Source organism: Canicola haemoglobinophilus (assembly GCF_002015075.1).
GTDB classification, from domain to species: Bacteria; Pseudomonadota; Gammaproteobacteria; order Enterobacterales; family Pasteurellaceae; genus Canicola; species Canicola haemoglobinophilus.
Genome location: NZ_MUXZ01000007.1, coordinates 50,265 through 72,169 on the forward strand (window position 1 = coordinate 50,265; position 21,905 = coordinate 72,169).

Below are 21,905 nucleotides of genomic sequence, written 5' to 3' on the forward strand. Positions count from 1 at the left end.
GTTTATCCTTGTTTTTTGAGCAGTTTGGCAAAGCGATAACGTCGGTCAAACATACATAATAATCCACCTAGCGCCATGAATAGACCACCAAGCCAAATCCAACGAATAAAAGGTTTGTAGTATAAACGCAATGCCCAAGCGCCATCGCCTAGACTCTCGCCTAGTGCAACATATAAATCTCGACTAAATCCCCAATCAATAGCGGCTTCAGTCATGGACATTTTGCTTACTGTATAAAAGCGTTTTTCCGCAAATAATGTTGTAATAAATTGTTTGTTTTTACTAATATCAATTTGTGCTTTTCCGCCTAAATAGTTAGCGCCATTTGCATCAGATATGCCTTGGAAAGTAAAATCATAATCAGCAATTTGTACTGTATCGCCAACATTCATACGAACATCTCGTTCAATACTGTAATTTTGACTAAATGCGATGCCCCATACAGTCATTGCTACACCTAAATGGGCTAAAACCATGCCCCAGTGTGAGCGAGAGAGTTTTGTGATCCCAACCCAAAAATTATGTTTATGCGTGGCTCTTTGTTGTAATTCGTACAGTGCGAGAAGTACGATAAAAATTGCCATCATTACACCAAGAACCGCACTTACTGTAATACGATCTTGTAAAAAATAAGGTAAAGCAAATCCAGCAATCAGCATGATAACTAAGCTAATGATTACTGGAATGCGAATAGCTGAAACTTGATCTCGGCGCCATTTGACTAAGGGCCCAATTCCTAATAAAAGAGCAAATGGGATCATGATATATAGGAACATCTGATCGAAAAATGGTGCACCGATTGAAATTGTGCCTAAGCCTAATTGTTTATGTACTAAAGGGAGAAGAGTACCTAAGAAAACAACACTAAGTGCGGTCATTAATAAAATATTATTGATTAACAACATGCTTTCTCGAGAGTAACGTTCCGCATTGTTTCTTGCTCGAATAGCGTTGCCTTTATAAGCATATAAGGCGAGTGAGCCACCAATAACAACGATCAGATAGGCTAAAATATATAAGCCACGGGTTGGATCGGAAGCAAATGCGTGTACAGAAACTAAAATCCCTGAACGGACTAAAAAAGTACCAAGTAAGCAAAGAGAGAACGCTAATATGGCTAACAATACGGTCCAAGCTTTAAAGCTATTACGTTTTTCCGTTACTGCAAGAGAATGTAGCAAGGCTGTACCTGCTAACCAAGGCATTAAAGAGGCGTTTTCTACGGGATCCCAGAACCACCAGCCACCCCAGCCAAGTTCGTAATATGCCCACCAAGAACCTAATACAATACCAAGGGTTAAAAATACCCAAGCTGCCATTGTCCAAGGACGAGACCAACGTGCCCAAGCTGTATCCAGTTTGCCTGTCATTAATGAAGCAATAGCAAAAGCAAAGGCAACGGAAAAACCAACATAGCCCATGTAAAGTAGAGGTGGATGAAAAATCAAGCCAACATCTTGTAATAGCGGATTTAATTCTCTGCCGTCCACAGGAAAATCAGGGAAAGTGCGGTCAAAAGGATTAGAGGTGAATATGACAAACAGTAAGAAGCCAATTGTAATGATGCCCATAATTGCTAACACACGAGCCACAGCTTCTTGCGGTAATTGTTTACTGAAAAAGGCAACAGCAACACTCCAAAGAGATAATAACCAAATCCAAAGCAATAATGAACCTTCATGAGATCCCCAAACTGCTGACAAACGATATTGCAAAGGTAAGTTAGAATTTGAATTGTTAACAACATATTGCACAGAAAAATCATTTGTCATAAACAAATAGAAAAGTGCGGTAAAAGAAATAGTTAAGCTAACAAATAAACCATAGGTCATTGGGCGAGCCAAAGACATGAGTTGCACATTGCCTTTTTCAGCTCCCCACAATGGAAAAATGGATAATAAAATAGAAATAGCTAAACTCAAAGCTAGGGCATAATTGCCTAATTCAGCGATCATTGATTACCTTCTTTTAATTGTTTTTCTTGACGATCACGTTCACTCTCACCTTTTAGATCCGATACGCCCATAGGTTTATGTACTTTTTGCATTTGCGCATCTAATTCTGGTGGCACATAATTTTCATCATGTTTTGCTAAAACCTCGGTGGCATTGAGTACTGTTGGCTCTACTAATATACCCTGAGCAACAATGCCTTGCCCTTCACGGAATAAGTCCGGCAAAATGCCTTCATAAATTACAGTGACTGAAGGCCCAATATCATTTAAGTCAAATTTAACTTTTAGGCTTTTAGGATCACGTTCAACACTGCCTTCAACGACCATACCGCCAATTCTAATACGTTGCCCAACGCTTGGTTTAGCATGGCTCTCATCATTTTTTCCATACACCACTTCTGTTGGCGTATAAAATAAATCAATATTTTGGCGTAAAGCATATAGCACTAAAGCAGATGCAACGGATATACCGAGTAAAATAAAGAGCACTATTGATAATCTTGATTTACGTCTTGGGTTCATAGGGTTTCTCCATTATTTTTAGCTTGCATACTTTGTTGACGTGCGAGGCGTAATTGCTCACGTTGAATTTCTTTGAATAAGGCTTTACGGCTATAAATATTTTGTAAACCTAATCCTAAAATGACGATGAAAGAAATGCCATAAGATAGCCAAACATAAAACCCATAACCGTTCATATAAAAAAAATCACTCCAACTTTGAAAAAACATAATAAGCTCCTATTTTGCCAATGCTTTAACCCAAGGACGTTTGCTGTCGTCTTTTAATAATTGGGTTCGATAACTGACTAAAGTAAACCAAATGGTTAATGCCATAAAACCAAAAATACACAGAATAAGTGGAATTAGCATAGGGGTTGCGATAGAAGGTTTTTCAAATTTGGTGATGCTTGCCCCTTGATGCAACGTATTCCACCACAGTACAGAAAAATGAATAACGGGAATATTGAGCACGCCTACAATTGAAAGAATTGCCGCAGCTTTCATGCCCGTTAAACGATCTTGGAAAGCCGAATAAAGTGCGATAACGCCTAAGTATAAAAAGAATAAAATTAAAGAAGATGTTAAGCGAGCGTCCCAAACCCACCAAGTTCCCCAAGTTGGCTTGCCCCAAATTGCACCTGTGACTAATGCTAAGAAAGTAAATACTACACCAATAGGTGCCATTGCCAGAATAGACAAATAGGCTTGGCGGATTTGCCATACTAAGCCGATAATCCCAGCAATTGCCATAGAAACATAAAGTCCCATAGAAAAAATAGCGGCTGGAACATGGATATAAATAATCCGGAAACTGTTGCCTTGCTGATAATCAGCAGGTGCAAAAGCTAGCCCCCAAACCACGCCAGTTGCTAATAACAGTACAGATACAATTGCAAAAAAAGGAATGAATTTACCACATAAGTGATATTGTGTTTCTGATTTTGCATAAGGATGTAACCATTTCCACATCATTTAGTCCTTATTATGTTATTTAAAAAGTAAATCTTTGCTAAGCCTATTGGTCTAGGCTCACTCTTAGCGCCATTGAAATAGCAAAAGGCGCCAATGTTGCCACTGAAACGAAAATTGCCCCAAGAATAGCCAGTTGACCGTTATAGGATAGATTTAAGGTCGCGGCATCTAAAACAGAGGCGGAAAAAATTAATACGGGGATAAATAAAGGTAAGACTAATAAGCTGAGTAAAATCCCGCCTTTACGTAGTCCTACCGTAAGCGCCACACCAATTGCCCCTAAGCAACTTAATGTTGGCGTGCCTAATAATAATGTTAAAACCAATGCCCACCAAATATGTAATTCCAATGATAGTAATAGCCCAGCAATAGGCGAAAGTAAAATTAACGGCAAGCCAGTCAAAAGCCAATGCGCAATGACTTTGGCTAATGCTGTCATGGCTAAAGGCTGTGAAGTTAGTAACAACTGCTCTAAAGAACCATCGACAAAATCATCACGGAACAAACGTTCAAAGGAAAGTAAAGCGGATAATAATGCCGCCACCCAAGCTATTCCCGGTGCTATCTTGGCGAGTAATTTAGGATCAGGGCCAATAACTAAAGGAAACAAGGTCAGAATAATGAGGAAAAACCACAAGGGATTTAAAATTTCAGCTTGTTTACGAAAGGCAATTTTTAGTTCTCTTTTGATAATTTGAGTGAAAATCATGCCATCTCCCCTTGATCAAAAAACTTGTATTGATCCAACCGCACTTTTTGCAACTTATTGCTCGGAATTTCTTGATGGCTAGTTAAAATCACAATACCGCCATTTTCCGCATGCTGCTCAAATAGCTGAGTTAAGACTTGAACTCCTTTTTTATCAATAGCGGTAAAAGGCTCATCTAAAATCCAAAGAGGTGCTTTAGAAAGCCATAAACGAGCTAATGCAATACGCTTTTGTTGTCCAGCTGAAAGTTGGCTTGCCACAATATCTTCTTTACCAAATAACCCGACTTTTTCTAACACTTGCCATAAAATTTCATCACCTTGTTGGCTATTGGAAATTTGCTGATAAAACTTTAAATTTTCCCAAGGCGTTAACTCAGGTTTCACGCCTGAATGATGCCCTAAGTAGAGGATGTTATAGTGAAACTCTTCACGTTGTTTACAAATCTCTTGATTATTCCACCGCACTTTTCCGCTTAACGCCTGCGCTAACCCAACGATGATACGTAATAAACTGGTTTTACCAATCCCGTTATGCCCTTCAATTTGCACAAAATCGCCCGACTTAAAATCTAAACTTAAGTCAGTAAACAAAATCTTATCGCCACGCTGACAGGCAAGTTGTTCAAGTTGTAGATGATTATTTAGCATAAGGAATTGTTGAAATATTTTCGGAAGGCGCATTCTATCATAAGCCATGCTAATGGCGTAGAGAATGCAATATGAAAAAGCATAACTCTTTAGGTGTATATGATAGGGTTGTTTGATTTAGGACAAAATAAAGCTAAGAGAGATGTAGTTACTAAAAAATTTATTAAGAGCTAAGTTCCTTCAGTAAGGCAAGTAAAAGTTTTTGCTTAGAATGCGAAATATTACGAAAAGAATGTAACAGTTGAGTTTCATCATCAGAGAGTTGTGAATGATCTATTTGGCTAATGCCGTATCTAAGCCATTCAGGAGAAGTATTCAGTAACTTTGATAATGTATCAATTTTATCATCGGTAGGAATAGACGAACCAATCAACCAGTTATGAACTGTTTGTGGTGTTATTGGACGATTTGGGTGGCGTAAATTGAATTTAGTAGCAATCGATGAAAGAGAGAGCTCTGCAAAGCCCGTATTTTCTAGTGCTTGCTTTAGTCTTTTACTAAATTCAAGTTTTGAGTTTTCATTTTTCATTTGGTTATTCTGAACAGACAAATTTTCAATTGATCAATATTTTCTTGAAATCATCAAATTAAACTTTAAATCTTAAAAAATAAGTTTATAATGCGAATAAGTGGTGAGATTTTTTCTCACTTTTTATTAGCTATTTAAAAGAGGATACAAATATGGCGTTAATGCCCAAATTTGAAAATGGTAAAAAAATATATGAAGGTCCTTCAGGCACTAAATATCAATATGACTTAAGTAATCCAATGGACAAACTGGCTTACGAGCTTGATTTAGATGCACAAATGCGAGACAAGCTTTCTTTAAATTTACATAGAAAACTAGAAAATGGAGGTGGTATTTATGAATAATTGGTTTGACGATGAAGATAATACGGAGTTTGTTGAGGTTAAAAAATCATATTCAGATCAGGAACTAATTACTCTTTTAAGAAATGAGGGATATTCTCCCGTAAAACTTTTAAAAAAAGGAGGTATTGTTTTCCAAGCTGAGGGGACAAATTATTTAATCATCAATCAACAAGATACGCTACAAATAGTCGTAACATTTAATGATGCAGATCACATTGATTATGAACAGCTAAATGAATGGAATAGTGAGTATCGCTTTACTAGGGCTTATATAAATAAGGACATTGGACTGGTTCATTTGGATAATGATCTCGATCTTCGAGCTGGAGTTAGTGAACAACAAATTATCCGTTTCATCGCAAAATTCCGAATGATGCTACACGCTTTTAAGGAGAAACTTGGATAAATAGGGTTATGGGATAAGATAGATACTTTTTGTGGTTTAGCAAATAAAGCAGAAAGGGATCTTTTCTAAAGCGGCATAAAAAACTTTGCGATAGTAAGTAGCCAAAGATAAAATAAATGGTGTGCTAAAGCCCACTCTACTCTACAGCCTAAAATTTTCACCATTATAAAACCCTACAATCTAAAATTTTTCCTTTTGTTTTTAGCTAAAAGTGCGGTGGTAATTTGAGATGATTTTGGTCACCCGTGAGGACACGGGCGACAGCAGGGCGTAGGGCTAATTGGTTAAACGGCTTTTTGCTGTGTTGTAGGCTTCAGAGCGTTCTCGTTTGCCGATGGCAAGGACAATAACTTTAACTTCGTTATTTTCTACTTGGTAAATCAATCGGTAGCCCGCAGAGCGAAGTGTAATTTTGTAGCCGTTGGGTATTTCCCGCACTTTATTGGCTGGAACCTCTGGATTTTCTAATACTTTGGCGAGCTTTTTCTTGAATTGCTCTCCTATGCTGTGATCGAGTTTTTTCCACTCTTTCAGTGCTTGTGTTTCGAAGACGAGTTTATAAGTCATCTAACGTAACCTCAACAAAACCTTGTGGGTTAGCAATACGTTGGCGAGCAATGCGAATGAGTTCGTCTTCTTCCTCGGTAATCACTGCTTGTTTAATCGGTAGGCAGCGGTTATCGGTAATGTATTGGAAATAAAGGCGGATTGCTTCACTTGGGCTGATGTTTAAGTCAGCTAATACAGCATAAGCCTGTTGTTTGAGATTGTCGTCTAAGCGGACATTAAGTGTTGCCATAGGATATTCCTTATAGTTTGTTTTGATGTAATGCTAATTGTAATACAAAAGAAGAAAAATGCACAACATAATAAAAAATGAATTATTAGAAGTTGGTAGGGTGGGCTTCAGCCCACCAAAAGCCAAAGACAAAATAAATGGTGGGCTAAAGCTCACCCTACAATCTAAAATTTTTCACCACTATAAAACCCCAAAAGTGCGGTAGAAAAAGTTAATACTTTTAACTTGTTTGGATTTTAATTCTTTTTGTGTTGGTTCATTTAGTTTTATGTTTTAATTTTGCTCTTTGATTAACGTTTGCATTGGTATAAAACTCTAAAAAATTATTTGACACATTATTTTAAACTCGTAATATAAGGCCCATCTCAGTTTTATTTTTAGGATATGTTATGTTTTACATTATTTCTCTGTTACTCAACTTACGATTATCACATTCCTTGTGCGGATAAGTTGTGGAACAAAGAAAAGTAAAACCATCGATTAACCCGCACCAGTAAAATGCGGGTTTTTTTGTATCTAAAATCAATAAAAAAGCACCGCACTTTGAAGGTAGCAACACAGCAAAATTAAAGGAAGACTTATGCAAAACAACATTATTATTTTTGATACAACCTTGCGTGATGGCGAACAGGCGTTGAAAGCCAGCTTGACAGTAAAAGAAAAATTGCAAATTGCGTTGGCGTTGGAACGTTTGGGCGTTGATGTTATGGAAGTGGGTTTTCCTGTTTCTTCGGAAGGGGATTTTTTGTCTGTTCGCACCATTGCTGAAAATATTAAAAACAGCCGTGTTTGTGCTTTATCTCGTGCTGTGAATAAAGATATTGATGTGGCAGCGGAAGCATTAAAAGTGGCTGAGGCTTTTCGTATTCATACCTTTATTGCTACCTCTGCACTTCATGTGGAAGCAAAATTACGCCGCACTTTTGATGATGTGGTGGAAATGGCGATTAATGCTGTGAAACGTGCTCGTCAATATACTGATGATGTGGAGTTTTCTTGTGAAGATGCGGGGCGTACAGGCATTGATAATATTTGCCGCATTGTTGAAGCAGCGATTAAAGCAGGAGCAACCACAGTGAATATTCCAGATACAGTAGGTTATTGCTTGCCAACTCAATATGGCAGCATTATCGCTGATGTGGTTAATCGTGTGCCGAATATTGATAAAGCCGTGATTTCAGTGCATTGCCATAATGATTTGGGTATGGCAACGGCAAATTCATTAACTGCGGTGCTAAATGGAGCTCGCCAAATTGAATGTACAATCAACGGCATTGGCGAGCGAGCTGGAAATACCGCATTGGAAGAAGTGGTTATGGCGATTAAAACTCGTCAGGATATGTTTAATGGCTTAGATACTCGCATTAATACGCAAGAAATTCATCGTGTCAGCCAAATGGTCAGCCAACTTTGCAATATGCCAATTCAACCAAACAAAGCCATTGTTGGTTCCAATGCTTTTGCCCATTCTTCTGGTATTCATCAAGACGGTATGGTTAAAAATAAAAATACTTATGAAATTATGTCGCCAGAAACTATCGGCTTGAAAAAAGAGAAATTAAACCTAACCGCTCGTTCAGGGCGTGCTGCAGTGAAAAGCCATATGGATTTAATGGGTTACAAAGAAAGCGATTATGATTTGGATAAACTTTATGATGCCTTCTTGAAATTGGCGGATAAAAAAGGCCAGGTTTTTGATTATGATTTGGAAGCACTTGCCTTTATTGATATGCAACAAGGCGATGAAGATCGTTTAAGTCTTGATGTAATTACCTCTCAAACTATCAGCAAATTGCCAGCCTCTGCTTTTGTGCAAGTAGAGTTGGACGGTAAAAGAATTAGCCAAGTATCCAACGGGGGAAATGGCCCTGTCGATGCGGTGTATAACGCTATTTTGGCGATTACAGGTATGGAGCTCAATATGTTGCACTATAACCTTGCCGCAAAAGGCGAAGGTGCGGAGGCATTGGGGCAAGTGGATATTGTGGTGGAACATAATGGACGCCGTTTCCATGGTGTTGGCTTAGCGACAGATATTGTGGAAAGTTCCGCAAGAGCTTTAATTCATGCGATTAATGCTATTTATCGCTCACAGAAAGTGGCAGATTTAAAAAATAAAGTGGAAAGATTTTAATTCTAACTTTTGATAAGTTAACAACCGATTTTCGCCTATGGCGACCTACTTTTCTTTGCTTGTGCAAAGCAAAGTAAGCAAAAGAAACACACCCCGACTTCATCGCTATTCCGAACTTGGTTGTTATTTTTTTACGGCAAATTTGTAAACTCGCTTCGCTCAAACAGTACAAATTTGCCTAAAAATAACAAGTCGTTCGGGCGATTCAGACGGGGAAATATAAATAAGTGCGGTTAAATTTCTGAAAAATTAAAACAGTAAATTTAAGAGTTCCCCTTCTAAGCCGCCGAATGCAATTTATATTTTTAGGCAAATTTGTACTGTTTGAGCGAAGCGAGTTTACAAATTTTCCGTTAAAAAATATAAATGGAATGAGGAAAAAAGGCTTAGTGGGGTCGCCTTTCTTTTGGTTACTTTTCTTTGGCGAAGCAAAGAAAAGTAACAGATAAACGAAAAAAAACATAAGGAAAACAATATGCAAACTTACAACATCGCAATACTTCCCGGAGATGGAATTGGTCCTGAAGTGATGGCTGAGGCGACTAAGGTCTTAGATGTGGTTCAACAAAAATATAATTTCAAATTAAACTACCGCACTTTTGATGTGGGTGGTGCGGCGATTGATAAACATGGCATGCCATTACCAGCAGAAACCTTGGCTGGCTGTGAAAGTGCGGATGCAATTTTGTTTGGATCTGTCGGAGGACCAAAATGGACACATCTTCCGCCAGATCAACAACCTGAACGAGGGGCATTATTGCCATTGCGTAAACATTTCAAATTGTTTTGCAATTTACGTCCAGCCACGCTTTACCAAGGATTAGAAAAATTCTGTCCATTGCGAGCGGATATTGCGGCAAAAGGCTTTGATATGGTTGTTGTGCGTGAATTGACAGGCGGTATTTACTTTGGTCAACCGAAAGGACGTGATGGCGAAGGAGCAGAAACAAAAGCCTTTGACACTGAAGTTTATTACAAATATGAAATTGAACGCATTGCTCGAGCCGCTTTTGAGGCTGCAATGAAACGCCGTAAATTAGTGACTTCGGTGGATAAAGCCAACGTATTGCAAAGTTCAATTTTGTGGCGTGAAACAGTGGCAGAGGTGGCAAAAGACTATCCCGAAGTGAAAGTTGAAAATATGTATATTGACAACGCCACTATGCAATTAATTAAAGCACCAGAAAGTTTTGACGTGCTACTTTGCTCGAATATTTTTGGCGATATTATTTCTGATGAAGCAGCAATGATTACTGGCTCAATGGGAATGTTGCCTTCAGCGAGCTTAAATGAAAATGGCTTTGGTTTATATGAACCTGCTGGCGGAAGTGCACCAGATATTGCAGGCAAAGGCATCGCAAACCCAATCGCTCAGATTTTATCAGCAGCAATGATGTTGCGTTATAGCTTTAACTTAAATCAGGCAGCAGATGCCATTGAAAGTGCGGTGCAAAATGTCCTCAGTTCTGGCTACCGCACCGCCGACTTAGCAGATAACTCAACCCCAATTTCAACCGCAGAAATGGGCACTTTAATTGCACAGGCGATTTAATGAATGAATAGTTCCCCTTCTAAGCCGCCGAATGCAATTTATATTTTTAGGAAAATTTGTACTGTTTGAGCGAAGCGAGTTTACAAATTTTCCGTTTAAAAAATATAAATGGAATGAGGAAAAAAGGCTTAGCGGGGTGTGTTTACTCGTATACGCTCGCACTTCGTGTCGTTGCCATAGGCAACGTTCAAACGCAAGCGTTTGTCTTTGGTTACTTTCTTTGCACAAGCAAAGAAAGTGACAAGTAAAATAACCGCAATATATCAATAAAAATAATAATGAATTAAGAAATTAGGAAACCTTATGGCTAAAACTCTTTACCAAAAACTTTTTGACGCACATATCGTTCATAAAGAAGCAGGCGAAACGCCAATTTTATATATTAACCGTCACTTAATTCATGAAGTGACTTCACCACAAGCCTTTGACGGTTTGCGTGTAGCTGGACGTGAAGTGCGTCAAGTTAATAAAACCTTCGGCACAATGGATCACAGTATTTCAACTCAAGTGCGTGATGTAAATAAATTAGAAGGTCAGGCAAAAATTCAGGTGTTGGAGTTGGATAAAAACTGTAAAGCGACGGGAATTTCCTTATTCGATATGAACAGTAAACAACAAGGGATCGTTCATGTTATGGGGCCTGAGCAAGGCTTAACTTTACCCGGAATGACCATTGTTTGTGGTGATTCACATACAGCAACTCACGGTGCTTTTGGTGCTTTGGCGTTTGGTATTGGTACTTCTGAAGTAGAGCACGTTCTTGCTACCCAAACATTAAAGCAGGCTAGAGCAAAAAGCATGAAAATTGAAGTGCGAGGCAAAGTGGCAGAAGGCATTACTGCGAAAGATATTATTCTTGCGATTATCGGTAAAACCACCATGGCAGGCGGCACAGGGCATGTGGTCGAGTTTTGTGGCGAGGCTATTCGTGATCTTTCTATGGAAGGTCGCATGACAGTTTGTAATATGGCGATTGAAATGGGAGCAAAAGCGGGGCTTATTGCACCAGATGAAACGACTTTCGCTTATTTAAAAGATCGTCCTTATGCACCAAAAGGGCAAGATTGGGAAGATGCGGTAGCATATTGGAAAACTTTGCAAACCGATGAAGGTGCAGAGTTTGATACTGTGGTGGTATTAGAAGCAAAAGACATTGCACCGCAAGTGACTTGGGGAACTAACCCAGGGCAAGTGATCGGTATTGATCAAGTGGTACCTAATCCAGCAGAAATGCAAGATCCTGTGACCAAATCCTCAGCAGAAAAAGCCCTTGCTTATATTGGTTTAGAGCCAGAAACTTCCTTTAAAGATGTTAGCGTAGATCAGGTATTTATCGGTTCTTGTACCAATTCTCGTATTGAAGATTTGCGTGCGGCGGCGGCTGTGATGAAAGGCCGTAAGAAAGCAGAAAATGTTAAACGCGTGTTGGTGGTTCCCGGTTCTGGCTTAGTGAAAGAGCAAGCGGAAAAAGAAGGATTAGATAAAATCTTTATTGAAGCTGGTGCGGAATGGCGTAATCCGGGCTGTTCTATGTGCTTAGGTATGAATGATGACCGTTTGGGCGAATGGGAACGCTGTGCTTCAACCAGTAACCGCAACTTTGAGGGAAGACAAGGGCGTAATGGGCGTACCCATTTAGTTAGTCCAGCTATGGCAGCCGCAGCCGCTGTATTTGGTAAATTTGTTGATATTCGTCATGTGGAATTAAATTAAGGAGGAATTATGGCAGGTATTAAACAACATTCGGGTTTGGTGGTTCCTCTTGATGCAGCAAATGTGGATACAGATGCAATTATTCCAAAGCAATTTTTGCAGGCGATTACCAGAGTAGGATTTGGCAAACATTTATTTCATGAATGGCGTTATCTTGATGTAGAAGGCACTCAGCCTAATCCAGAGTTTGTGCTGAATTATCCACAATATCAAGGAGCAACGATTTTATTGGCTCGTAAAAACTTAGGTTGTGGCTCATCAAGAGAACACGCCCCTTGGGCATTAGCAGATTATGGTTTTAAAGTGATGATCGCCCCAAGTTTCGCTGATATTTTCTATAACAACAGTTTAAACAATCACATGTTGCCAATTCGCTTAACAGAAGAGGAAGTAGAAGAAATCTTCCAATGGGTTTGGGCAAATGAAGGAAAGCAAATTCATATTGATTTGGAAAAAATGACTGTTAATGTAGGCGAAAAAATCTATCATTTTGAATTAGACGAATTCCGTCGCCATTGCTTGTTGAATGGTTTGGATAATATCGGTTTGACCTTACAACATGAAGATAAAATTGCAGAATATGAAAGAAATATTCCTGCTTTTTTACGCTAATTAGAATTTAATTCTAATCTTCATTATTGTCACCTTATGAAAAACTGGTATAGTGCAGCCTATGTCAGTTTTTTTATCAACTCAATTTAAGGATAAAGTATGCAGGTTAAGATCGATGTAAACCCAGCAAGTGAACAATGGGGCAAAAAAGCGTTAATTAGTTTTAATAATGAACAAGTAAAGATTCATGCAAAAAGCACCGCACTTTCCTCAATTCAAAAAGCAGCTAGAAAATTACGCAATCAGGGGATAAAAGAGGTTGAACTTGTTGGTGCAGAATGGGAATTAGAAAATTGTTGGGCATTTTATCAAGGCTTTTATACAGCTAAACAAGATTATGTTATTGAGTTTCCCCATTTGGAAGATGAGCCACAGGCTGAACTTTTTGCTCGCATTCAATGTGGTGATTTTGTGCGTGAAATCATCAATCTCCCTTCTTCTGTTATTACACCTATTGAATTAGCAAGACGTGCAGCGCAATTTATTACTGAGCAAGCAAGCCTTTTTGCTGATGAAAGTGCGGTCTCTTTTCAGATTATTTCAGGGCAAGAGCTTGCCGAGAAGAATTATCAAGGGATCTGGCAAGTGGGCAAAGGCTCAGAAAATGTACCCACAATGCTACAACTTGATTTTAACCCTACTGGCGATGAAAATGCACCAGTGCTCGTTTGCTTAGTAGGTAAAGGAATTACATTTGATAGTGGTGGCTATAGTATTAAGCCTAGTGATGCGATGAGTTCAATGCGCACAGATATGGGTGGTGCAGCGCTTTTAACGGGTGCATTAGGCATGGCGATAGCTGGCGGACTTAACAAGCGAGTTAAGTTATTTTTATGCTGTGCGGAAAATATGGTTAGCCACAATGCCTTTAAATTGGGCGATATTATTCAATATCGAAATGGCGTAACGGCGGAAATTCTTAATACTGATGCGGAGGGGCGCTTAGTTCTTGCCGATGGTTTAATTGATGCTGATTTAGCCAAACCTGAATTTATGATTGATTGTGCAACCTTAACTGGTGCAGCAAAAATTGCTGTTGGCAATGATTATCATGCGGTACTTTCCATGGATAATAAATTGGCACAAGAATTTTTAGATTGTGCTCAGACTGTAGGGGAAGCATTTTGGCGCTTGCCTTTCGAGGAATTGCATCGTAGCCAAATTAGCTCATCTTTTGCGGATATTGCGAATATTGGAACTGTTCCTGTGGGTGCTGGTGCAAGTACAGCAACGGCATTTCTATCTTATTTTGTGGAAAACTATCAACAAAATTGGTTACATATTGATTGCTCTGCCACTTATCGTAAATCAGCAAGTGATTTATGGGCAACGGGGGCAACAGGCATTGGGGTACAAACCTTGGCGAATTTTTTATTAAATAAAGCAGATAAATAGCGGAGGAACTAATGGCATTAGAACAAACTTTAGCAATTATTAAACCCGATGCAGTTGAGCGGAATTTAATAGGTAAAATTATTGCTCGTTTAGAGGAAAAAGGCTTTCAAATTCTTGCTATGAAGATGTTGCATTTAAATCAAGAACAAGCAGAGGGATTTTATGCAGAACATCAAGGCAGAGAATTTTTTGCTCGTTTAATTGAGTATATGCTGTCTGCGCCAGTGGTCGTTTTGGTGTTACAGAAGGAAAATGCCATAAAAGACTACCGCACTTTTATGGGGGTAACCAATCCAGAATTGGCAGAAGAAGGCACACTACGTCATGAATTTGCCGTCAATCAAACCAAAAATTCTGTTCATGGTTCAGATAGCTTGGAAAATGCGCAACGTGAAATAGCTTATTTTTTTGCGGATTCTGAAATTTGTAAGAGATAAATGTTAGATAGAAATACCCCAACAAATATTTGTTGGGGTATTTCTATATTAGATTGATATTCAGTAAAGTCACTTACATCCAAGCATTATTACGAATAATCCCCACTGCAATACCTTCAATTTCAAAGTAAGGTTGTTGAGTAAGATCGACTACAATAGGTTCAAACTCTTCATTTTCTGCATGTAAGTAAATGATTGAGCCTTTACGTTTAAGGCGTTTTACCGTCACTTCATCTTCAATTCGAGCTACCACTATTTGTCCATTTCTCACATCTTTTGTGCTGTGAACTGCGAGTAAGTCGCCATCTAAAATACCAACATCTTTCATTGATTGCCCATAAACTTTCAACAAAAAGTCAGCTTGTGGTTTAAACATATTGGCATCAACGCGGTAAGTAGCTTCAATATGTTGCTCGGCTAAGATTGGTTCACCAGCGGCAACACGTCCAATAAGGGGTAATCCTTCTTGTTCAGGCTCTTCTTCTGTGTCGGTTAATAACCTAATTCCACGAGATACGCCTGATACAATTTCAATAACGCCTTTACGCGCTAAGGCTTTTAAATGTTCTTCTGCTGCATTTGGTGAGCGAAATCCTAGTTCTTTAGATATTTCGGCTCTTGTTGGTGGCATTCCTGTGCTTTCAATATGACGTTTTATTAGATCAAATACTTCTTGCTGACGGGCGGTTAATGCTTTCATAGATCCCATATTTTACTCCCTGTTTTTATATACAGAATATATGATATTATATACAGAAATCGAATTACATCAATCTTTACTTTCAATAAATTAGTTAATAAAAAAATATTTTTTTTGCTAAAATAGCCCTCATCGCAAATAAGCTTAGTGAGTTAATGGACGTTTTTATGTCAAGTATTCTTAATTTTTATCGTAACCTATTATCTTTACCCCTCTCTTTTTTAGTAAAAAATAATCCTATACCTCAAAAACCTATTGAAGAATTAGCATTAGATCTTAATCAACCCATTGTTTATTTATTGCCTTATACCTCACAAACGGATCTTGTTATTGTTCGCCGCAACTGTTTAAGCTTGGGTTTGCCAGATCCTTTAGAGATTAATGAATTAGCAGGTCAAAAATTACCTCGTTATGTTTTTTTAGATGAAGGACGTCGTTTCTTTAAATCGAAAGTCGCTAAACCAGAAACAATTCAAGTCTTTGAAAAATATCTTGAATTGCACCGCACTTTAGCGGATTTAAACGTACAGTTAGTGCCAGTTTCAGTGCTATGGGGACGTTCTCCGGGTCATGAAAAACAAGGCGGATTACCAAAGCTTCGCTTGTTAAACAGTGTTCAGAAAACAGCAGCGGCTATTTGGTTTGGGCGTGATACATTTGTCCGTTTTTCACAAGCTGTTTCTCTTCGTTATATGGTCGAGGAACATGGAACGGATGAGAGTATTGCATTGAAATTAGCTCGTGTTGCAAAAATCCATTTTTCTAAGCAAAGAATGTCTGCTACAGGTCCTCGTTTACCAAATCGCCAAGCGATGTTTAATAAATTACTGCAGTCGCCAGCAATTCTTAATGCAATCGCAGATGAAGCTAAAAGTAAGAAGATAAGTGAAGAAAAAGCACATAAAGAAGCTTATAAAATTTTGGATGAGATTGCTGCAAACGTAAATTATGAAGGATTGCGTGTTGCAGATCGTTTTTTAGGCTGGCTATGGAATAAATTGTATCAAGGTATCGATGTACAAAATGCGGATCGTGTACGTAAATTAGCTTTGGACGGACATGAAATTGTGTATGTGCCTTGTCATCGCAGCCATATTGATTATCTATTATTATCTTATGTGCTATATCATCAAGGCTTAGTACCACCACATATTGCCGCAGGTATTAATCTCAACTTCTGGCCAGTAGGCACCATGTTCCGCCGTGGAGGTGCCTTCTTTATTCGCCGCACTTTCAAAGGAAATCGTTTATATTCCACTATTTTCCGTGAGTATTTAGCTGAATTGTTCCATCGCGGCTACTCCGTTGAGTTTTTTATTGAGGGAGGTCGCTCTAGAACGGGGCGTCTATTAGCACCGAAAACGGGCATGATGTCGATGACATTGCAAGCATTACAACAAAGTCAAATTAGACCAATTTCTGTTGTGCCTGTTTATGTGGGTTATGAACATGTATTGGAAGTGGATACTTACGCAAAAGAGCTTCGTGGTGCAGCAAAAGAGAAAGAAAATGCAGGTTTAGTACTACGAGTTATTCGTAAATTGCGTAACTTAGGACAAGGGTATGTAAACTTTGGTGAACCTATTACATTAAGTAATTATTTAAATCAGCATTTCCCTGAATGGAAAGATGATTTACAAGAGGAGCGCCCTCAATGGTTTAGTACAGCGGTTGATGCAGTGTCAAATCAAGTGATGACTAATATCAATAAGGCAGCGGCAGTAAATGCGATGAACTTAACAGGCACCGCACTTTTATCTTCTCGCCAGCGTGCATTATCACGTGAACAGCTTTTAGAGCAATTAGAAAGTTATCAGCTCTTTTTACAAAAGGTCCCTTATGCTAAGGATGTTATTGTACCAAGTGAAAAACCGGAAGAAATGCTTGAGCATGTACTGGGGCTAGAACGAGTTGGATTAATTGTAGAAAAAGATAATTTTGGCGAAATGTTACGTTTAGAGCGCTCAGCTGCTGTACTGATGACCTATTATCGTAACAATATCCAACACCTTCTTGTTTTACCTTCTTTAGTGGCAAGCATTGTGTTTCATCATGGCGCAATCCAAAAGGATTTAGTGTTAGAGGCGGTCAGTAAAATTTACCCATTCTTAAAAGGAGAGTTATTTTTACATTTCGCTGCGGATGAATTAGATGAGCAAGTTGAAAAAATTATTGCTGAGTTTAACCGCCAACGACTAATTCAATGTGCAGAAAACTTTATTTCAATTAATAAAGAGAGAGTAAGAACCTTGCAATTGTGGATGGCTGGCGTACGTGAAATTTTACAACGTTACTACATTACAATCAGTATTTTGCAAGATGATCCAACTATTGCAAGAGCGACTTTAGAGAAAGAAAGTCAATCTATTGCGCAGCGTTTATCCGTATTGCATGGGATTAATGCGCCAGAGTTTTTCGATAAAGCTGTGTTCTCGGCGTTTATTGGTAGCTTAAAATCCAATGATTATTTTGATGAAAATGGCGTTGCTATCACAGATAAATTGAATGAGATAAGCGATATTCTCGACAGAATTATTTCTACTGAAATTCAATTAACCATAAAAAGTGCGGTAGGAAAAAATGAAGAAATACAAGAGAGTTAATGTGTAGAGAGCAAAGTTAAGATTTTGCACATTATATCTAGCTATTTCGTTTAAATTGATCTAGTGGCAATGCTCACTAGATCAATTTTTTTACTTCAACCAAAACTCCCTTTTCCACAAAGTTTTCAGCGTAATTATCAGCAAGAAAGCAAAACCCATATTGGCGAACACAAAAAGTGCGGTGCCAATAATTGGATAATTTCCTTTGTTGATAAAAACTATTGCATCATTTGCTATTGCAGCCAAACCGAATGAGAATGCCCAGAAAGAGAGGGTAAAGCCTTTTTCAGCAATCCAAGGCAAAAGGCGTAACATAAAAAAGAGCTGTAATAAGCCATATCCCCAAAGTAATTTTACCCAAAGATCTAATTCGCCGCCGTTGATTGACAAATAAGCAGAAGAGCCAACAAATGCAGGGGCTAATACAATGCCAAGGGTTGGGCGTAGTGGAGCATAGAATTCATTTAAGCGTAAGCGTTGTAGCATAATTGGCTCAAAAAAGATCCAAGAAAGAAAGCCTGTGCCTAAATAAACATAAGCTAAATCCACTAAGCCAATTAAAGCTAAACAAGCACCACTAGTAAAATTAACCGCAATGGTTGGTAGATAGAAGGTGGGCTGTATTGCTTCTTCATTGAAGCTTTTGCCTTTTAAAAAGCCCCCAATATAAATGACACTAAAAATTGTTTGTCCAGCAACGCTAAGCAAAATCAGGCTTTTCCCCACTAAAGCATAATTTTTATACAATATTGCTCCAATCACCATTGAACTAAGAGGAATAAGTGCCAGAATGCAAACACGAATAGGATCGCTAAGCTCTTGCTGTACTTGCTCATAGTATTTCAATATTTTGTAAAGGTATAGCAATATAAATAGAGCCCAACTTCCCACGGATAAAATGGTCAAATCTTGCTCAACCAAGCTAGCATAAGGAAATAACATTTCTGCTTGTCGCCAAGCCAATGTTAAGCCGCCTAATCCTAAAGACATAGAAAAATGCCCTGTTGGCATGAAAAATGGTTTAGTTTCAGATGTCATCATTTTTAATTAACAAAGAAAAAGAGCGAAAATCCTTCCGCTCTTTGTAGATTAATGTTCTCTGGTTTTAAAGAAGGTTACATCAGGGTAACGTTCTTGTGCCAAATTCAAATTCACCATTGTTGGTGCGATATAAGTGAGGTTGTCGCCACCGTCTAGGGCTAAATGCTGTTCGTTTTTACGCTTAAATTCCTCAAATTTTTTCGCATCAGCACATTCTACCCAACGAGCTGTTGCCACATTTACGGCTTCATAAATAGCTTCAACGTTATATTCCGATTTTAAGCGAGAAACCACCACATCAAACTGAAGTACACCCACCGCACCAACGATCAAGTCATTGTTTGTTAATGGGCGGAAAACTTGCACCGCACCTTCTTCAGAAAGTTGTACTAAGCCTTTAAGTAATTGTTTTTGTTTGAGTGGATCTTTTAAACGAATACGGCGGAATAATTCAGGGGCAAAGTTAGGAATACCTGTGAATTTTAAATCTTCCCCTTGTGTAAAGGTATCGCCAATTTGAATAGTGCCATGATTATGTAAGCCGATAATATCGCCAGCATAGGCTTCTTCAGCATGGGAGCGGTCGCCAGCCATAAAAGTAAGTGCATCCGAAATCACCACATCTTTGCCAATACGCACATGTTTCAGTTTCATGCCTTTTTCATATTTACCCGACACCACACGCATAAAGGCGACACGATCTCGGTGTTTTGGATCCATATTAGCTTGGATTTTAAACACAAAACCTGTTAATTTTTCTTCCGCACTTTCAACTAAACGGCTATCCGCTTGACGAGCTTGCGGTGCTGGTGCCCATTCAGTTAAACCATCAAGGAAATGATCTACCCCGAAGTTACCCAAAGCGGTACCAAAGAAAACTGGCGTTAATTCACCGCTAATAAATAAATCATGATCAAATTCATTAGACGCACCTTTCACTAATTCCAATTCATCACGTAGTTGTTGTGCCAGATCTTCGCCGACTGCTGCATCTAATTCAGGGCTGTTTAACCCTTTCACAATACGCACATCTTGAATGGTATGCCCTTGACCTGTTTGGTATAAATAGGTTTCATCTTTATATAAATGATAAACCCCTTTAAATAATTTACCGCAACCAATCGGCCAAGTAATAGGTGCACAATGGATATTCAGTACACTTTCTACTTCGTCTAATAATTCCATTGGATCACGAATATCACGGTCAAGTTTGTTCATAAAAGTCAAAATTGGCGTATCACGCAAACGGGTGACTTCCATGAGCTTAATTGTACGTTCTTCAACCCCTTTAGCCGAATCAATCACCATTAAACAGCTATCAACCGCCGTTAAAGTGCGGTAGGTATCTTCCGAGAAATCCTCATGTCCCAGTGTATCAAGCAAATTGACTAAACAATCGTTATAAGGGAATTGCATGACAGAAGTAGTAATAGAAATCCCACGTTGTTTTTCCATTTCCATCCAGTCAGATTTAGCATGAGCCTGTGAACCTTTGCCCTTTACTGAGCCTGCTTTTTGAATGGCATTTCCGTACAGTAATACTTTTTCTGTGATAGTGGTTTTACCCGCATCGGGGTGAGAAATAATCGCAAAAGTGCGGCGTTTGTTAACTTGTTGTGGATAATTATTTAAAGACATTTTTTAAGATGATTTATCAGTGAATTTAGAGCTGCATATTTTCCCCTAAAATAACACTCTTCTCAATCTTTTTATGTTTTATATCCTAGTATTAAAATTAACGTAATCGTTTGCGTAACTAAAGTGGGCTGAGGTAGAATAGCGCCTGATTTTATTAATAAGCCAAAAAGGTAAGCATATGACACAACTTAGTTTGAAAAAAATTTATTCGGGTAAGGTTCGTGATTTATACGAAATTGATGATCAACGTATGTTAATGGTTGCAACAGATCGTTTGTCGGCATTCGATGTGATTTTAGATGATCCTATTCCTCGTAAAGGAGAAATTCTGACTCAAATCTCTAATTTTTGGTTTAAAAAATTAGCTCATATAATGCCAAATCATTTTACGGGCGAAACCGTTTATGATGTATTGCCTAAAGAAGAAGCTGATTTAGTTAAAGATCGTGCAGTGGTTTGTAATCGCCTCACCCCAATCAAAATTGAAAGTATTGTGCGTGGTTATTTAACGGGATCAGGCCTGAAAGATTATAAAGCCACAGGCACAATTTGTGGCTTAGAATTGCCAGAAGGTTTAGTCGAAGCGAGCAAATTGCCAGAACCTATTTTCACACCATCAAGCAAAGCCGCAGTAGGCGACCACGATATCAATATCAGTTATGCAGAATGTGAAGAATTAATTGGTGCAGAACTTGCTAAACAAGTGAAAGAAAAAGCCATTGCATTATATAAAGAAGCTGCTGAATATGCCCTAACAAAAGGCATTATTATTTGTGATACCAAATTTGAATTTGGCTTAGATGAAAATGGCGTATTAACGTTAATGGACGAAGTGTTAACCCCAGACTCAAGCCGTTTTTGGTCAGTAGCAACCTATCAAGAAGGCACAAATCCTCCGTCTTTTGATAAACAGTTTGTACGTGATTGGTTAGAAAACAGTGGTTGGAACAAACAAGCCCCAGCGCCAAAAGTCCCAGCAGATGTTATTCAAAAAACCGTTGATAAATATCAAGAAGCCTTGGATTTATTAACAAAATAATTGGAAGTGCGGTGGAATTTGGAGGAGTTTTATATTCCTCTATTTCGTTTTGTAGTTTTGTAGAATTTGGCTATTAGCTAATATTTCAGGAGCAAAAGAACATATTCAATCTTGGAGCATCAAAGGCTAAAGACCCCATCCCAAATTCTGTGTAAACACCTATTTCAACTTAACG

22 protein-coding genes are annotated in these 21,905 nt (G+C 38.5%); 10 read left to right on the plus strand and 12 right to left on the minus strand.

The genetic code is table 11. The annotated features are described in order from the left end of the window. Positions 1-2: 2 nt before the first annotated feature. The 7 genes from B0186_RS02730 to B0186_RS02760 form a co-directional block, all read right to left on the minus strand. Positions 3-1,955, minus strand: a complete 1,953-nt coding sequence (locus tag B0186_RS02730) for a heme lyase CcmF/NrfE family subunit (RefSeq protein WP_078217861.1) — start codon at positions 1,953-1,955, stop codon at positions 3-5. Beyond that, on the minus strand, positions 1,952-2,476 hold the full coding sequence (gene ccmE / locus B0186_RS02735; protein ID WP_078217862.1) for a cytochrome c maturation protein CcmE: 525 nt from the start codon (positions 2,474-2,476) through the stop codon (positions 1,952-1,954). Before ccmE ends, B0186_RS02730 begins: the two co-directional genes overlap by 4 nt. Further along, complete coding sequence (gene ccmD, locus B0186_RS02740; protein WP_078217863.1) at positions 2,473-2,685, minus strand: heme exporter protein CcmD; 213 nt, start codon at positions 2,683-2,685, stop codon at positions 2,473-2,475. The genes ccmE and ccmD overlap by 4 nt, the downstream gene beginning before the upstream one ends. 9 nt (positions 2,686-2,694) lie before the next feature. After that, positions 2,695-3,426 (minus strand): heme ABC transporter permease, encoded by a 732-nt coding sequence (locus tag B0186_RS02745; protein ID WP_078217864.1) that lies wholly within the window; start codon positions 3,424-3,426, stop codon positions 2,695-2,697. 46 nt (positions 3,427-3,472) lie between these two features. After that, positions 3,473-4,138: a heme exporter protein CcmB gene (gene ccmB / locus B0186_RS02750; RefSeq protein WP_078217865.1), complete on the minus strand. Its 666-nt coding sequence runs from the start codon at positions 4,136-4,138 to the stop codon at positions 3,473-3,475. Beyond that, the gene (gene ccmA, locus B0186_RS02755; protein WP_078217866.1) at positions 4,135-4,788 is read right to left on the minus strand and encodes a cytochrome c biogenesis heme-transporting ATPase CcmA; all 654 of its coding nucleotides are present in this window, start codon (positions 4,786-4,788) and stop codon (positions 4,135-4,137) included. The genes ccmB and ccmA overlap by 4 nt, the downstream gene beginning before the upstream one ends. Before the next feature lie 163 nt (positions 4,789-4,951). Next, positions 4,952-5,338, minus strand: coding sequence for a transcriptional regulator (locus B0186_RS02760; protein WP_235817164.1), 387 nt, complete (start codon positions 5,336-5,338; stop codon positions 4,952-4,954). Positions 5,339-5,469: 131 nt separating this feature from the next. Here B0186_RS02760 and B0186_RS02765 point away from each other — a divergent pair, with 131 nt between their 5' ends. Together B0186_RS02765 and B0186_RS02770 are read left to right on the plus strand one after the other, a co-directional pair. Further along, positions 5,470-5,661 (plus strand): hypothetical protein, encoded by a 192-nt coding sequence (locus B0186_RS02765; protein ID WP_078217868.1) that lies wholly within the window; start codon positions 5,470-5,472, stop codon positions 5,659-5,661. Further along, complete coding sequence (locus B0186_RS02770) at positions 5,654-6,067, plus strand: YbjN domain-containing protein (RefSeq protein ID WP_158077948.1); 414 nt, start codon at positions 5,654-5,656, stop codon at positions 6,065-6,067. The genes B0186_RS02765 and B0186_RS02770 overlap by 8 nt, the downstream gene beginning before the upstream one ends. A gap of 276 nt (positions 6,068-6,343) precedes the next feature. On the opposite strand, the gene B0186_RS02775 is transcribed toward B0186_RS02770, so the two are convergent. Then, the gene (locus B0186_RS02775) at positions 6,344-6,634 is read right to left on the minus strand and encodes a type II toxin-antitoxin system RelE family toxin (RefSeq protein ID WP_078217870.1); all 291 of its coding nucleotides are present in this window, start codon (positions 6,632-6,634) and stop codon (positions 6,344-6,346) included. Beyond that, complete coding sequence (locus tag B0186_RS02780) at positions 6,624-6,866, minus strand: type II toxin-antitoxin system RelB/DinJ family antitoxin (RefSeq protein ID WP_078217871.1); 243 nt, start codon at positions 6,864-6,866, stop codon at positions 6,624-6,626. Before B0186_RS02780 ends, B0186_RS02775 begins: the two co-directional genes overlap by 11 nt. Positions 6,867-7,446: 580 nt before the next feature. Between B0186_RS02780 and leuA the strand changes: the two genes are divergently transcribed. The 6 genes from leuA (at position 7,447) to ndk (ending at position 14,709) form a co-directional block, all read left to right on the plus strand. Beyond that, positions 7,447-9,000 carry a 2-isopropylmalate synthase gene (gene leuA, locus B0186_RS02785; RefSeq protein ID WP_078217872.1) on the plus strand — a complete coding sequence of 518 codons (1,554 nt, stop codon included), beginning with the start codon at positions 7,447-7,449 and terminating at the stop codon, positions 8,998-9,000. A 475-nt stretch (positions 9,001-9,475) separates the two neighbouring features. Then, a complete protein-coding gene (leuB, locus tag B0186_RS02790) occupies positions 9,476-10,552 on the plus strand; it encodes a 3-isopropylmalate dehydrogenase (RefSeq protein WP_078217873.1) in 1,077 nt (358 codons plus the stop codon). A gap of 303 nt (positions 10,553-10,855) precedes the next feature. Next, complete coding sequence (gene leuC / locus B0186_RS02795; RefSeq protein ID WP_078217874.1) at positions 10,856-12,265, plus strand: 3-isopropylmalate dehydratase large subunit; 1,410 nt, start codon at positions 10,856-10,858, stop codon at positions 12,263-12,265. Between the two features lie 9 nt (positions 12,266-12,274). Further along, a complete protein-coding gene (gene leuD / locus B0186_RS02800) occupies positions 12,275-12,877 on the plus strand; it encodes a 3-isopropylmalate dehydratase small subunit (protein WP_078217875.1) in 603 nt (200 codons plus the stop codon). A gap of 99 nt (positions 12,878-12,976) precedes the next feature. Then, on the plus strand, positions 12,977-14,272 hold the full coding sequence (gene pepB, locus B0186_RS02805; RefSeq protein WP_078217876.1) for an aminopeptidase PepB: 1,296 nt from the start codon (positions 12,977-12,979) through the stop codon (positions 14,270-14,272). An 11-nt stretch (positions 14,273-14,283) separates the two neighbouring features. Further along, positions 14,284-14,709 (plus strand): nucleoside-diphosphate kinase, encoded by a 426-nt coding sequence (gene ndk, locus B0186_RS02810; protein WP_078217877.1) that lies wholly within the window; start codon positions 14,284-14,286, stop codon positions 14,707-14,709. A 73-nt stretch (positions 14,710-14,782) separates the two neighbouring features. Here the strand turns inward: ndk and lexA are convergent, their stop codons facing one another. Next, entirely contained in the window at positions 14,783-15,418 is a 636-nt protein-coding gene (gene lexA / locus B0186_RS02815) for a transcriptional repressor LexA (RefSeq protein WP_078217878.1), read from the minus strand. A gap of 158 nt (positions 15,419-15,576) precedes the next feature. On the opposite strand from lexA, the gene plsB reads away from it, so the two are divergent. Then, entirely contained in the window at positions 15,577-18,012 is a 2,436-nt protein-coding gene (plsB, locus tag B0186_RS02820; RefSeq protein ID WP_078217879.1) for a glycerol-3-phosphate 1-O-acyltransferase PlsB, read from the plus strand. A 90-nt stretch (positions 18,013-18,102) separates the two neighbouring features. On the opposite strand, the gene B0186_RS02825 is transcribed toward plsB, so the two are convergent. Further along, positions 18,103-19,053, minus strand: a complete 951-nt coding sequence (locus B0186_RS02825; RefSeq protein WP_078217880.1) for an SLAC1 family transporter — start codon at positions 19,051-19,053, stop codon at positions 18,103-18,105. 48 nt (positions 19,054-19,101) lie between these two features. Next, complete coding sequence (gene prfC, locus B0186_RS02830; protein ID WP_078217881.1) at positions 19,102-20,691, minus strand: peptide chain release factor 3; 1,590 nt, start codon at positions 20,689-20,691, stop codon at positions 19,102-19,104. Between the two features lie 178 nt (positions 20,692-20,869). Between prfC and B0186_RS02835 the strand changes: the two genes are divergently transcribed. Continuing rightward, a complete protein-coding gene (locus tag B0186_RS02835) occupies positions 20,870-21,730 on the plus strand; it encodes a phosphoribosylaminoimidazolesuccinocarboxamide synthase (protein ID WP_078217882.1) in 861 nt (286 codons plus the stop codon). The last annotated feature ends 175 nt before the right edge of the window (positions 21,731-21,905 follow it).

What these genes read in the sequence shown, in the direction of transcription:
- ccmD (WP_078217863.1), bottom strand. Translation starts at nt 2,685, where the DNA reads ATGTTTTTTCAAAGTTGGAGTGATTTTTTTTATATGAACGGTTATGGG.
- prfC (WP_078217881.1), bottom strand. Translation starts at nt 20,691, where the DNA reads ATGTCTTTAAATAATTATCCACAACAAGTTAACAAACGCCGCACTTTT.
- ndk (WP_078217877.1), top strand. Translation starts at nt 14,284, where the DNA reads ATGGCATTAGAACAAACTTTAGCAATTATTAAACCCGATGCAGTTGAG.
- B0186_RS02730 (WP_078217861.1), bottom strand. Translation starts at nt 1,955, where the DNA reads ATGATCGCTGAATTAGGCAATTATGCCCTAGCTTTGAGTTTAGCTATT.
- plsB (WP_078217879.1), top strand. Translation starts at nt 15,577, where the DNA reads ATGTCAAGTATTCTTAATTTTTATCGTAACCTATTATCTTTACCCCTC.
- pepB (WP_078217876.1), top strand. Translation starts at nt 12,977, where the DNA reads ATGCAGGTTAAGATCGATGTAAACCCAGCAAGTGAACAATGGGGCAAA.
- B0186_RS02825 (WP_078217880.1), bottom strand. Translation starts at nt 19,053, where the DNA reads ATGATGACATCTGAAACTAAACCATTTTTCATGCCAACAGGGCATTTT.
- B0186_RS02745 (WP_078217864.1), bottom strand. Translation starts at nt 3,426, where the DNA reads ATGTGGAAATGGTTACATCCTTATGCAAAATCAGAAACACAATATCAC.
- B0186_RS02765 (WP_078217868.1), top strand. Translation starts at nt 5,470, where the DNA reads ATGGCGTTAATGCCCAAATTTGAAAATGGTAAAAAAATATATGAAGGT.
- ccmA (WP_078217866.1), bottom strand. Translation starts at nt 4,788, where the DNA reads ATGCTAAATAATCATCTACAACTTGAACAACTTGCCTGTCAGCGTGGC.
- leuC (WP_078217874.1), top strand. Translation starts at nt 10,856, where the DNA reads ATGGCTAAAACTCTTTACCAAAAACTTTTTGACGCACATATCGTTCAT.
- leuB (WP_078217873.1), top strand. Translation starts at nt 9,476, where the DNA reads ATGCAAACTTACAACATCGCAATACTTCCCGGAGATGGAATTGGTCCT.
- B0186_RS02835 (WP_078217882.1), top strand. Translation starts at nt 20,870, where the DNA reads ATGACACAACTTAGTTTGAAAAAAATTTATTCGGGTAAGGTTCGTGAT.
- ccmB (WP_078217865.1), bottom strand. Translation starts at nt 4,138, where the DNA reads ATGATTTTCACTCAAATTATCAAAAGAGAACTAAAAATTGCCTTTCGT.
- B0186_RS02770 (WP_158077948.1), top strand. Translation starts at nt 5,654, where the DNA reads ATGAATAATTGGTTTGACGATGAAGATAATACGGAGTTTGTTGAGGTT.
- ccmE (WP_078217862.1), bottom strand. Translation starts at nt 2,476, where the DNA reads ATGAACCCAAGACGTAAATCAAGATTATCAATAGTGCTCTTTATTTTA.
- lexA (WP_078217878.1), bottom strand. Translation starts at nt 15,418, where the DNA reads ATGGGATCTATGAAAGCATTAACCGCCCGTCAGCAAGAAGTATTTGAT.
- leuA (WP_078217872.1), top strand. Translation starts at nt 7,447, where the DNA reads ATGCAAAACAACATTATTATTTTTGATACAACCTTGCGTGATGGCGAA.
- leuD (WP_078217875.1), top strand. Translation starts at nt 12,275, where the DNA reads ATGGCAGGTATTAAACAACATTCGGGTTTGGTGGTTCCTCTTGATGCA.
- B0186_RS02775 (WP_078217870.1), bottom strand. Translation starts at nt 6,634, where the DNA reads ATGACTTATAAACTCGTCTTCGAAACACAAGCACTGAAAGAGTGGAAA.
- B0186_RS02780 (WP_078217871.1), bottom strand. Translation starts at nt 6,866, where the DNA reads ATGGCAACACTTAATGTCCGCTTAGACGACAATCTCAAACAACAGGCT.